We start from the raw sequence: 11638 nt of genomic DNA, 5'->3' as shown, positions 1-11638 counted from the left end.
CATGTCCCTGCTTGCGCTGCGAAAAGCGGGCCTGCTGGCGCTGGCCTGGTGTCTGGGCACGCTGGCCGTGCTGCTGTTGGCGCTGCGCCTGCTGGCCGGCCAGGTGGATGCGCTGACGCCGCGCCTGGAGGCTGTGCTGCAGGAAAGCCTTGGCGCACCGGTGAGCATTGCCTCGCTGTCGCTGGACATCGAACGCGACGGCCTGCGCCTGGAGCTGCGCGACGTGGACGCCGCGCTGCCCGATGCGGCGCTGTTTTCCCTGGATACGCTGCGCCTGCGGCTGGATCTGCGGCGTTCGCTGCAGGCGCTGACGCCGGTATTTCGCCAGACCCACGTTGACGGCTTTTCCCTGCACCTGTACCGCGGCGAAGGGGCGGGCTGGGGATGGCCGGCCCGGGCAACGCTGCCGCTGTACTGGGCGCCGGATACCCGCGTAGACCTTGACGCCGTCGATGCCTGGACGCGGCTGATCCTGCATCAGCGCCTGCAAATCACCGATACCCGCCTATTGATGCACGGCGACGACGGCAATGCCACCGTGCATGCGCCAGCGCTGCAGCTGGACGGCAGCGACAAGCGCATTCGCCTGGCCGGAGACGTCACGGTGGCCTCTTCGCTGATGCCGCAGACGCCGCCGGACTTGCCGGCTGCCACCCTCAAGGCCGACGTGCGCCCGGGCCGCGACGGGCTGAAGGACTATTCCGCGGCCCTGCAGCTGGACATGCAGCTGGAGCAGCTCTCGGCGCTGGTCGAGGTCGTGCGCCCTGACTATGTGCCAAAGCTGGCGCTTTCCGGCGGCCACTCTCGGCTCTGGGGGCGCTGGCAGGCCGGCCGGCTGGAAGATATCCGCCTGCAGTTCGGCCTGCCCGAGCTCAAGCTCACCCAGGCGGACAAGCAGGTCGTGCTCAAAGGGCTTGAGGCCCGGGGCCAGTGGCGCCGCGACGGCGACGGCGGTAATGCCTGGCTCAGCGGCGATGTGGCCAAGGCAGAACGCGTGGCGACGTCAGGCGAACGGGCACCGACGCTGCCCCGGCACTGGCAGCTGACCCACCACCAGCGCGACTGGCAGCTGCGCACCAGCACTTTTGAGCTGGATTCGCTGGCCGCCTGGGGCGATTACGTGGTGCTGCCCGAATCGCTCAAGCGCCCGCTGGCCGCCCTCGCCCCCGAAGGCACCGTGAGCGGGCTGCAGGTAGGCCAGCAGGACGGCGAGTGGCAGGTGAGTGCCGCGCTCCATGATGTGGTGGTGTCGCCCTGGGGCGAGGCCCCCGGCGGCGGGCCGCTGGACGCCTGGGTAGAAGCGCGGGACAGGCGCGGGCGCGTGACGTTTGCCGGCGATGAGGGGACATCGCTGTACTTCCCCCAGGTATTTGCCCGGCCCATGGCGCTTGACCGCGCCGAAGGCCGGGTGCAGTGGGTGCATGACGGCCCCAGCACGCAGATCAGCGGCCGCGGGCTGGACGTGACTTGGCGCGGCGCCCGGGTACAGGGCGAGTTCGGCTTGGCAAGCGGCGGTGAGCGCCAGCAGCTGGGGCTGGATCTTGCCTTTGAAGATGTGGACGCCGTCAACACGCCGCTGATCGACTGGCTGCCGGTCCGGGTGCTGGAGGATGATCTTACGCAGTGGCTGGCCGAGGGCGTCAGCGGCTACGTCGACCGGGGTACGCTGCAGATTACCGCGCCATTGGACCAAGACGCGGTCGCCGACGACGTAGATACCACCCTGGCGCTTGACGTTCGCCAGGCCGCGCTGCCCACCGCCCCGGAATGGCCGGCGCTGGAGAACGTGGCAGGTACGCTGAAGCTCGCTCAGGGACGCCTTGAAGCGCAGGTGGCGCAGGCGCAGAGCCACGGCATACGCGCTACCAACGGCGAGGTGGCGTTTGAAACGGCAAGCAAAGAGCTGGCCATTCAGGGGGATCTCACCGCCGATGCGCAGGCGCTCAGCGCATTTTTTCTTGCCGCCCCGCTTGAAGCGGCCAGCCAGCTGGAGAACATTCACGCCCGGGGCGACGCGCGCGGCGCGCTGGCCATGGAGCTTGATCTGGACGATGCCCGGTCGCTGGCCCTGGACGTGCACGTCAAGCCGCGCTTTGAGCGGCTGGCCTATGCGCCTTTGGGGATCGGCCTGGATGAGCTGACAGGCGATGTCACCTGGCAGCAGCGCGGCCGCGAAGGCGATCTGCTGGGCGAGGCCCGGGCGGACTTTCTGGGCGGCGATATCCGCGCTGCGTTTACGCCGGGCAACGTCGCCCTGAGCGGCCAGGCCAGCGCCGGCGGGCTGCTGGAGGCGCTGGGCATGACGCCGCAGGCCGCAGCGAAACTGGCGACCGGCACGGCGCGCTGGCAGGGCGCGCTTACGCTTGACGAGGCGCCGTCGCTGCATCTGGAAAGCGGTCTTGACGGTATGGGCATCCACCTTCCCGCCCCGTTTGCCAAGGCCGCCGACGCGTCTTTGCCGTGGACGCTGGACGCCTCGCTCGACGCCGGGCGCCTGGAAAGCCGGCTGGGCCGTATGGCAACGCTGCGCGCCCGGCCGCTCGACGACGGGCTTGCCGGCAACGTTAACCTTGGCACCCGAGCGGCGCGCCTGCCCGACTGGCCAAGCCGCAGCGGCTGGCGCGTCAACGCGGCCGCGGAAAAGGTCGTAGTGCTTGCATGGCACAGCGTCGCCAAGCGGCTTGCCGCCGGAACCCGGTCAGAAAGCGCCAACCGTGCGCTAAGCGGAAAGCCAGTAACGCTGTCTCTGGCGACGCCGTGCGTGCAGTACAACGGCGAGTGCCTGGGCGGTGTGAGCGCCACAGGGCAGCGCCTGGACGGCGGCGGCGTGGCGCTGGCGCTTGCCGGCGATGTGCTGGTCGGGCGATTGCGCTACCGCCCGCGCGATGCCGCACCGGTGGATATCACCGTGGAGCGGCTGCTGGTTGACCGGCTGCTGGGGCTTTCCGCGCCGGATAGCCCGCCATCCGAGGCCGCCGCGCCGGCCCCCGGCGGCTGGATGGACGCGGTCAAGACGCGAGTGCCGGCACCGGCGGCGATGCCGGAGTGGCTGACCGATCTGCCCGACGGGCGGCTGCGGGTGGCGGATATCGTCGTCGGCAACAAGCGTTTCGGGCCGCTGACGGCCTACTGGCAGGCCGGCCGGCATCACTTCACCCTGGCGCCGGTGGGGCTGACGCTGGGAGAAATATCGGCGCGCGGTGAACTCACCTGGCAGGGCAGCGATCATACCAGCCAGACCCGGGCAGACCTGACGCTTGACGGCGGCGACGTGGGCACGGCCCTGGCGCAGCTGGAGCAGCCGGTGGCCATGCGCAGCGACAGTGCCCGGGTGGCCGCGACCCTTGAGTGGCCCGGCGCGCCCTGGCAGTTTGCCCTGAGCCGGGCCGGGGGGGAGATTTCCACTGATATGCGCAGCGGCCGCTTCGTTACGCTGGATTCGCCTTCGGCAAGGCTGGTGGGGCTTTTGAACTTTGATAACATCCTGCGCCGGCTGCGGCTGGATTTTACCGACGTGACCGGCCGCGGTACCGCCTTTGATCGCGTTGATGGCAAAGCCGACGTGGCCGGCGGGATACTGCGCCTGCGCGGCCCCTTGCGCATCAAGACGCCGGCGACCACCATGCGGCTGACCGGCAGCGTGGATCTGCTAAGACGTGAACTCGACCAGCGGCTGGGGATCACACTGCCCATCAGCCAGAACTTGCCCCTGGCCGCGCTGGCGGCCGGTGCGCCGGTGGTGGGCGGTGCGCTTTTTGTCGCACATACGCTGTTCGGCGATGCCATCGAGCGCGCCACAACGATTCATTACCGGCTTGACGGCCCCTGGGCTTCGCCGGACATTACACTGGAAGGTTCCCAATGACGCAGCTTGATCAGGCAGCTTCGATGTTACTTACCCCCGGCGGGCTGGATCTGGACCGCCTGGATACCGGACTTGCCCACGCCATGGGGCCGGGTATCGACTACGCCGATTTGTATTTTCAGCGCATCTGGCAGGAAGGCTGGGTGCTGGAAGACGGCCAGGTCAAAGAGGCCAGCTATAACATTGACGGCGGCGTGGGCGTGCGCGCGCTGGCCGGAGAAAAAACCGGCTTTGCCTATTCCAACCAGATTACCGCCGATGCTCTGGTGGATACCGGAAAGACGGCTTCGAGCATTGTACGCAGCGGCGCGCGCCTGGCCGGGCAGGCCGTCAGGCCCGTCAGCGCGGCGCTGCGCTATCCGGGCCTTGACCCGCTGGCCGGGCTGAGCGCGGATGACAAGGTGGCCATGCTCACGCTGGCCGATCGCGTAGCCCGCGCCGCGGACCCGCGCGTCAGCCAGGTCAGTGCGTCGCTTTCGGGCACCTACGAAGTGGTGCTGGTGCGCGCAAGCGACGGCACCCTGGCAGCGGATATTCGCCCGCTGGTGCGGTTTAACGTCAGCGTGATTGCCGCGCACAGCGGCCGGCGTGAGCGCGGCAGCGCCGGCGGCGGCGGACGCTACTCCATGGCCGAGCTGCGCGATGCCGGCGTTGCCGAGCGCTACGCCAAAGAGGCCGTGCGCCAGGCGCTGGTCAACCTGGAGGCGGTGGACGCGCCGGCCGGGCAAATGCCGGTGGTGCTGGGCGCGGGCTGGCCGGGCATTCTGCTCCACGAAGCCGTGGGCCACGGCCTGGAGGGCGATTTCAACCGCCGTGGCAGCTCGGCATTCGCCGGCAAGATGGGCCAGCGCGTGGCGGCCAAAGGCGTCACCGTGGTGGACGACGCCACGATCAAGGACGGCCGCGGCTCGCTCAGCGTGGATGACGAGGGCACGCCGGGCCAGCGCACGCCGCTGATCGAAGACGGCCTTCTTACCGGTTATATGCAGGACAAGCTCAACGCCCGGCTGATGGGCATGGCGCCTACCGGCAACGCCCGGCGTGAATCCTACGCCCACATGCCCATGCCGCGCATGACCAATACCCTGATGATGGCCGGCCAGGACGAGCCCGGCGACATTGTGAAAAGCGTCAAGCGCGGCCTCTACGCGGTGAGTTTCGGCGGCGGCCAGGTGGATATTACCTCGGGCAAGTTCGTGTTTTCCGCAAGCGAGGCCTACCTCATCGAAGACGGCAGGATCACCGCGCCGGTGAAAGGGGCCACGCTGATCGGCAACGGCCCCGAGGCCATGGGGCAGGTGTCCATGATCGGCCACGACATGGAGCTGGACAGCGGCATCGGCGTATGCGGCAAGGAAGGGCAAGGTGTCCCGGTGGGGGTAGGCCAGCCCACTCTGAAGCTCGATGAGCTGACCGTGGGCGGGACTCAGTCCTGAGCCTTGAGCTCGGCGCTTTCGCGCAGATGCTTGAACAGCTTGCGCGCGCTTGTCGGCGGCTTTTGCTGCTCGGCCTCGCGCCGGGCGTTGCGTATCAGCTGGCGCAGCACCTGGCGGTCGGCGTGGGGGTATTCCTGCACAAAGCCCTCCACGGCGCTGTCGCCTTCATCAAGCAGGCGGTTGCGCCATTTTTCCAGGCGATGAAAGGCGTGGTCACGCTGGCTTTTTTCCCGCTCGATGGCGTCAAACTCGCCGCGAATGGCGGGCAAGTCTTCCTTGCGCATGAGCTTGCCGACGTATTGCATGTGGCGCCGGCGCGCCTCGCGAGAGGTAATGCGCGCGGTTTCGGCAATGGCCCGCTCCATGTCGTCAGACAGCGCAAAGCGCGCCCGTTCGCCGGGCTTCATGGCGATCAGCGTTTCGCCGAGCTGCTGGAGCTCGTGCATTTCGCGTTTGAGCTGGGATTTGCTGGGGCGTTCGTCAGGGGCCTCAACGGCCGGGTCGGCATGTTTTTTGGACATGAACTCACTCGTTAACGGTGATAGATAAACAGGAGGCCATTATGGCACAGGCATTTGATGCCCGGGCGCAGCAGAGCGTGCTGGCGTCCCGTGCGGAGCTGGCGCTGGCGCTGGCCAAGCAGCGGGGAGCCGACGCGGCGGAAGTAGGGGCCAGCGTCGACCAGGGGATCGAGGTTAGCGTACGGCTGGGCGAAGTGGAAACCGTGGAGCTGTCCCGGGATCAGGGGATTGCCGTGACGGTTTACGTAGGGCAGCGCAAGGGCAGCGCCTCCTCCACCGATGCCGGCGAAGACTCCATTCGTGCAACGGTTGAACAGGCGTTGGCCATTGCTCGCTATACCGGCGAAGATCCGGCGTCCGGGCTTGCCGATGCGGCGCTCATGGCTCGGGATGTCCCCGATCTCGACGTGCACCATCCCTGGGCGCTTTCGACCGAGCAGGCCATTGAGCTGGCGCTTGAGTGCGAGCGCGCCGGCCGCGCCGTTGAAGGCATCACCCAGTCTGAGGGGGCGACGCTGTCTACCGGTGAAGGCGTGCGCGTGTATGCCAACAGTCACGGTTTTATCGGCACTCAGAAAGGCAGCCGCCACGGGCTTTCGTGCACCCTTATCGCCGAAGACGAAAACGGCATGCAGCGCGACATGGACTACACCACGGCCCGGGATCCTGCAGCGCTGCGTGCGCCGGCCGATGTCGGCCGCGAGGCGGCCCGAAAAACGCGGCGCCGGCTGGGGGCTCGCCGCCCGCCGACCGGCACTTTTCCGGTACTGTTCGATCCGTCGCTTGCCGGCGGGCTGGTAGGGCACCTGATGGGGGCTCTTGCCGGCGGGGCGCTGTATCGCCAGGCGTCGTTTCTGTGCGATAGCCTGGGCAAGCCGCTGTTTCCGGCGTGGTTCAACCTGGAAGAGCGCCCCATGGAGCGCGGTGCCACGGCCAGCTCGCCCTTTGACGGTGACGGCGTGCAAACGCGCAGCAACCGCTTTATCGAGCAGGGCAAGGTGGCAAGCTATATGCTTTCGGCCTATAGCGCTCGGCGGCTGGGCATGGCCACTACCGGCAACGCCGGCGGGGCACGCAATCTGCGCATAGAGGCCCCTCTGGAGCCGGTCGAGGCGCTGCTTGCGCGCATGGATCGCGGCGTATGGGTAACCGAACTGATGGGCCAGGGCGTCAACGGCGTGACCGGGGACTATTCCCGCGGGGCCAGCGGTTTTTGGGTGGAAAACGGCCGGGTGCAGTATCCCATCGAAGAGTTTACCGTTGCCGGCAACCTTGAGCAGATGTTTGCCAATCTGACGGGGCTGGGAAATGACCTGGATACCCGCGGCAGCATCCACACCGGAAGCTGGCTGATTGACGCCATGACCGTGGCGGGCAACCAGCCAAGCGTTTAGCGGTCTTCGTCGAAGCGAGCGGCAAACAGCGCTTCGACGGCGTCGAGGGCCTGGGCGGCCTCTTCGCCCTCGGCGTGCACGGTCAGTTCGGTGCCGCAGGGGGCAGCCAGCATCAGCAGCGCCATGATGTTGCCGGCGTCGGCCTGCTGTTCTCCCTTGTGCACCGTAACCTGGGCGGTGAATCGCTGGCAGCAGGTGACAAGCCGGGTTGCGGCGCGGGCGTGAAGGCCGCGCCGGTTGGTCAGCGTCAGGGTCTTGCTGGGCACGCGGTGTCCTTATGTTGTTGTCTCGGTCGGCGAGGTGTCGTCGGCCGCCGAGGCCGAATGGGTATACTGTACCTGGGTATACTGTACCGATAGCTCGCGGTGGCGCACGTGGATATCGTGGCGGGCGTCGAACAGCCGCCGGCCCAGCTGCTCGACCAGATAGACCGAGCGGTGCTGGCCGCCGGTGCAGCCAACGGCCACGGTGATGTAGCTGCGCTGGCTGTTCTGGTATGCCGGCAGCCAGCGCGCAAGCCAGCCGTAAATGTCTTCGCCCATGGCGTCCACGATCGGATAGCCACGCAAAAACGCCTCGATTTCCGGGTCGCGCCCGTTCAGGCCGCGCAGGGCCGGGTCCCAGTAGGGGTTGGGCAGGCAGCGCGCGTCGAATACCAAATCGGCGTCCAGCGGCACGCCGCGCTTGTAGCCGAAGGATTCCACGGTCAGGGTCAGCTGCCCGGGGCGGCGGTGAGCCACCTGGTCGGTGATTCGCCGGCGCAGATCGTGTACCGAAAGCCTTGAGGTATCAATGGTCAGATCGGCCAGGTCGCGCACGTCGCCGAGGGTGTCTTCTTCCTTGGCGATGGCTTCTTCCAGGGTCATGTCGGCGCTGCGAGTGAGCGGATGGCGGCGGCGCGTGGCGGAGTAGCGCTCCAGCAGGATGCGGGCGTCAGCGGTGAGATAGACCACGTGAAAGCCGATGCCTCGTTCGCGCAGGTCGTCGAGCAGGTTCGGCAGCTGCGCCAGGGCCCCGGGCAGGTTGCGCGCGTCAATGCTGACGGCCAGATGGGTGCGCCCGGCATGGACGTGCAGCTCGTCGACCAGTGCACCCAGCAGCATCGCCGGCAGGTTGTCAATGGCGTAATAGCCCAGGTCTTCCAGGGCCTGCAGGGCAATGGATTTGCCCGAGCCGGAACGACCGCTGATGATGACCAGTTGCATGGCGTCTCTCGTGGATGGCGAGCGCTTGGGCGAGGCGAGGCAAAACGCTCGGCAGTGGGGAAAGCGGGCGGCTATGCGCCGGGCGACTGGCGAATCTTGTCGGTGATCAGCGAAAGCAGTTCGCGCTGGCTTTGCGCGCGGCGCAGCTGCATTCGCGTGTGGCCGTCGTTCATGATCATGGCTACCTCGCCGAGCAGCGCCAGGTGCGTATCGTCGGCCTGTTCGGGAACCAGCAGCACAAACACCAGGTCGACCGGGTCGCCGTCGATGGCATCGAAGTCAACAGCTTCGGAAAGCTTGAGAAAGCCGGCAATGGGCGACTGGCAGTGCGGACTTCTGGCATGGGGAATGGCCACGCCGTTGCCGATGCCTGTGCTACCGAGTTTTTCCCGGTTGATCAGGCGGCTGAAGACTTCCTGGCTGTCCAGGCTGGGGATGTTTTGCGCAATAAAGGTGCTGAAAAATTCCAGCACCCTTTTTTTGCTGCCCCCGGGCACGTCGTAGAGCACGCGCTCCGGGGGTAGGATCGCTTCCAACGTCATTATGCGTTAACGCACGCCGGCGCCCTGGGCGCGAGCCTGTGCTTTTTCCTTGTGTTTGACCAGCTGGCGATCAATCTTGTCGGCCAGCGCGTCGATGGCGGCGTACATGTCGGTGTCGGTGGCTTCGGCGTGCAGCTCGGCACCGGCAACGTGCATGGTGCAGGCGGCCTGCTGGCGTTCTTTTTCCACAGATAAGGTGACTTGTACGGTGGTAATGTTGTCGTAGTGGCGCTCGACCCGGGCGAGCTTTTCATTGACGTAGTCACGCAAGGCGTCAGTCAGTTCGATATGATGACCGGTAATATTGACCTGCATGGACGTACTCCTTATCCGTCGGAATGGGCTTTGATTGTACCCCTTTTTGCCGGCAAACAAAGCCCCCGGCAAAAGATTCGCCATCAGCCTCGGCGGCGGCGTTCGCTGGCAGAGGGAATGCCCAGCGCTTCACGATATTTCGCCACGGTGCGCCGGGCAACGCGAACACCGGCTTCGTCGAGCCGTGCTGCCAGGCGGGTGTCGGAAAGCGGTTTGGCCGGCGGCTCCTGTGCCACCAGCTGCTTGATGCGCGCGCGGATGGCGGTGCTTGAGTGGGCGCTTTCGTCGTCCCCGGCCAGCTGGCTGGAAAAAAAGTACTTGAGCTCGAAGACCCCGCGAGGGGTGTGCAGATATTTTTGCGTCGTCACCCGGGAGACCGTGGATTCGTGCATGCCGATCGCCTCGGCGATATCGGTTAATACCAGCGGCTTCATGGCGGCATCGCCGTGTTCGAGAAAGCCCAGCTGGCGCGACATGATTTCACGGCCGACGCGCAGCAGGGTGGCGTTACGGCTGTCGAGGCTTTTGATCAGCCAGCGGGCCTGCTGCAGATGGTCTTTGAGAAAGCAGTTGTCGCGGCTGCTGTCGGCCTTGCGGATCAGCGCGGCGTAGTCGGGCTGAATGCGCAGCTGCGGCAGGGCATCGGGGTTGAGTTCGAGCTGCCAGCCGTCTTCGCCGCGCCGGGCGAGCAGATCCGGGAGTACGTGGCCGTCGCCGGCGCTGTCAAAGCCGCTGCCCGGGCGCGGGTCGAGGCTTTTGATCCGCTTGATGACCTCGTCGAGCTCGGCATCGTCAAGACCCAGCCGGCGCTTGAGCAGGCGCGTATCCCCCTGGCCGAGGGCGGTGAGAAACTGCCGCGCCAGCCGCCGGGCCGGCATCAGCAGCGGCGTGTCGGCGGGCAGGGCGTCGAGCTGCAGGGTCAGGCATTCGCCCAGATCCCGGGCAAAAACGCCGGTGGGGTCGAACTGCTGCAGACGGGCGAGCGTGCGCTCAAGGCAATCGGCGCTGATGGGCCGGCCCTGGTGGCCCTGCAGGCCCTCGCCGATGGCTTGCAGCGGCTGGGTCAGATAGCCGTTGGCATCTACCGCGTCAATCAGCGCCTCGCCTGCCAGGCGTTCGTCGGGCTTCATATCCTGCAGGGCCAGCTGCCAGAGCAGGTGGCCCTGCAGGGTCTGGCCGGCGGCCTGGCGCTCAAAGTCGGGGCCTTCGATAGTGCGGGGGGTATCCTGGTAGGTGTCGGACCAGTCGCTGTCCACGGTAAGTTCGCCGGGGATCTGTTCGGCCCAGCGGTCTTCAAGGGCGTCATCGGAGCGCTCGGCGACGGGCTGCTCCTCGAACTCGTCTTCCTGTTCGAGCAAGGGGTTGGCTTCAACGGCCTGCTGGATTTCCTGGCGAAGGTCAAGCGTTGGCAGCTGCAGCAGGCTGATGGCCTGGCGCAGCTGCGGTGTCATGGTCAGCTGGGTGCCAACGCGAAGCTGAAGAGACGCTTTCATGGCCATGGAAAAATCACTCGTCGCAGCGGTCCGTTTAGCCTACGTCCGCGGGCCGGCCGGCGGCAAGCGGCGGGGTCAAAGGCGAAACGCCTCGCCCAGATACACATCGCGCACCTGCTGGTTGTCCAGGATGCTGTGCGGCGAGCCGTTGGCGATAATGCGGCCGTCGCCGACGATGTAGGCGGTGTCGCAAATATCCAGCGTTTCGCGCACATTGTGATCGGTAATCAGCACGCCGATGTGGCGTGCTTTCAACGCTCGGATCACGGTTTTGATCTCGCCCACCGAGATCGGGTCGACGCCGGCGAAGGGCTCGTCCAGCAGGATAAAAGCCGGCTCGATGGCCAGTGAACGGGCGATTTCTACCCGCCGCCGTTCGCCGCCGGACAGGCTCATGCCCAGGTTGTCGCGGATGTGGCCGATGTGGAAGTCGTCGAGCAGCGCTTCCAGACGTGCCTGGCGGGCGTGGCGGTCAAGGTCGCGGCGGGTTTCCAGAATGGCCATGATGTTGTCGGCCACCGAGAGCTTGCGAAATACCGAGGCTTCCTGGGGCAGATAGCCGATGCCGGCACGGGCGCGCTCGTGCATGGGCGCCTGGGAAAGATCGCGGCTGTTGATGCTCACTTGGCCGGCGTCGGGCTTGACCAGCCCGACGATCATGTAAAACGATGTGGTCTTTCCCGCGCCGTTGGGGCCCAGCAGCCCGACGATGCTGCCCTGGGCGATATCCAGGCTGATGTCTTTCACCACCTGGCGGCGCTTGTAGCTTTTGGCCAGATGGCGCGCGTGTAGCGTTTTATCCGCGGTGGCAGGCGTTTCGGCGGTGATGTCGTCAAAAGACACGGTGTGGCCCCTTTTTGCTGATGG

10 protein-coding genes are annotated in these 11638 nt (G+C 66.5%); 3 read left to right on the top strand and 7 right to left on the bottom strand.

Annotated elements, in window-relative coordinates; all coding sequences use genetic code 11:
• The first annotated feature begins 1 nt into the window (after window position 1).
• Both ABD654_RS02815 and tldD read left to right on the top strand, forming a co-directional pair.
• On the top strand, window positions 2-3865 hold the full coding sequence (locus tag ABD654_RS02815; protein WP_344702070.1) for a YhdP family phospholipid transporter: 3864 nt from the start codon (window positions 2-4) through the stop codon (window positions 3863-3865).
• Complete coding sequence (gene tldD, locus ABD654_RS02810; RefSeq protein WP_344702068.1) at window positions 3862-5301, top strand: metalloprotease TldD; 1440 nt, start codon at window positions 3862-3864, stop codon at window positions 5299-5301. Before ABD654_RS02815 ends, tldD begins: the two co-directional genes overlap by 4 nt.
• On the opposite strand, the gene yjgA is transcribed toward tldD, so the two are convergent.
• Window positions 5292-5822 carry a ribosome biogenesis factor YjgA gene (gene yjgA, locus ABD654_RS02805; RefSeq protein ID WP_344702066.1) on the bottom strand — a complete coding sequence of 177 codons (531 nt, stop codon included), beginning with the start codon at window positions 5820-5822 and terminating at the stop codon, window positions 5292-5294. The genes tldD and yjgA overlap by 10 nt on opposite strands.
• Window positions 5823-5863: 41 nt before the next feature.
• Between yjgA and pmbA the strand changes: the two genes are divergently transcribed.
• Window positions 5864-7216, top strand: coding sequence for a metalloprotease PmbA (pmbA, locus tag ABD654_RS02800; RefSeq protein ID WP_344702064.1), 1353 nt, complete (start codon window positions 5864-5866; stop codon window positions 7214-7216).
• On the opposite strand, the gene ABD654_RS02795 is transcribed toward pmbA, so the two are convergent.
• The 6 genes from ABD654_RS02795 to lptB all read right to left on the bottom strand — a co-directional run bounded on the left by ABD654_RS02795 (window position 7213) and on the right by lptB (window position 11614).
• A complete protein-coding gene (locus ABD654_RS02795; protein WP_344702062.1) occupies window positions 7213-7482 on the bottom strand; it encodes an HPr family phosphocarrier protein in 270 nt (89 codons plus the stop codon). The two genes, pmbA and ABD654_RS02795, sit on opposite strands and share 4 nt — an antisense overlap.
• A gap of 9 nt (window positions 7483-7491) precedes the next feature.
• Window positions 7492-8421, bottom strand: a complete 930-nt coding sequence (gene rapZ, locus ABD654_RS02790; protein WP_344702060.1) for an RNase adapter RapZ — start codon at window positions 8419-8421, stop codon at window positions 7492-7494.
• A gap of 71 nt (window positions 8422-8492) precedes the next feature.
• Window positions 8493-8963 (bottom strand): PTS IIA-like nitrogen regulatory protein PtsN, encoded by a 471-nt coding sequence (gene ptsN / locus ABD654_RS02785; protein ID WP_344702058.1) that lies wholly within the window; start codon window positions 8961-8963, stop codon window positions 8493-8495.
• A gap of 6 nt (window positions 8964-8969) precedes the next feature.
• Window positions 8970-9278, bottom strand: coding sequence for a ribosome hibernation-promoting factor, HPF/YfiA family (gene hpf / locus ABD654_RS02780; protein WP_344702056.1), 309 nt, complete (start codon window positions 9276-9278; stop codon window positions 8970-8972).
• 83 nt (window positions 9279-9361) lie between these two features.
• Window positions 9362-10777 (bottom strand): RNA polymerase factor sigma-54, encoded by a 1416-nt coding sequence (locus ABD654_RS02775; RefSeq protein WP_344702054.1) that lies wholly within the window; start codon window positions 10775-10777, stop codon window positions 9362-9364.
• Window positions 10778-10846: 69 nt separating this feature from the next.
• Window positions 10847-11614, bottom strand: coding sequence for an LPS export ABC transporter ATP-binding protein (lptB, locus tag ABD654_RS02770; protein ID WP_344702052.1), 768 nt, complete (start codon window positions 11612-11614; stop codon window positions 10847-10849).
• Window positions 11615-11638: the final 24 nt, after the last annotated feature.

This window comes from Halomonas cibimaris, from assembly GCF_039537045.1.
GTDB lineage: Bacteria > Pseudomonadota > Gammaproteobacteria > Pseudomonadales > Halomonadaceae > Vreelandella > Vreelandella cibimaris.
Note: the sequence above shows the minus strand (reverse complement) of the source record. Positions and strands in the feature narration are given on the sequence as shown.

Bases quoted from the DNA above. Each gene is read 5' to 3' on its own strand.
- ABD654_RS02815 (WP_344702070.1), top strand. From the start codon at position 2: ATGTCCCTGCTTGCGCTGCGAAAAGCGGGCCTGCTGGCGCTGGCCTGG.
- tldD (WP_344702068.1), top strand. From the start codon at position 3,862: ATGACGCAGCTTGATCAGGCAGCTTCGATGTTACTTACCCCCGGCGGG.
- yjgA (WP_344702066.1), bottom strand. From the start codon at position 5,822: ATGTCCAAAAAACATGCCGACCCGGCCGTTGAGGCCCCTGACGAACGC.
- pmbA (WP_344702064.1), top strand. From the start codon at position 5,864: ATGGCACAGGCATTTGATGCCCGGGCGCAGCAGAGCGTGCTGGCGTCC.
- rapZ (WP_344702060.1), bottom strand. From the start codon at position 8,421: ATGCAACTGGTCATCATCAGCGGTCGTTCCGGCTCGGGCAAATCCATT.
- ptsN (WP_344702058.1), bottom strand. From the start codon at position 8,963: ATGACGTTGGAAGCGATCCTACCCCCGGAGCGCGTGCTCTACGACGTG.
- hpf (WP_344702056.1), bottom strand. From the start codon at position 9,278: ATGCAGGTCAATATTACCGGTCATCATATCGAACTGACTGACGCCTTG.
- ABD654_RS02775 (WP_344702054.1), bottom strand. From the start codon at position 10,777: ATGGCCATGAAAGCGTCTCTTCAGCTTCGCGTTGGCACCCAGCTGACC.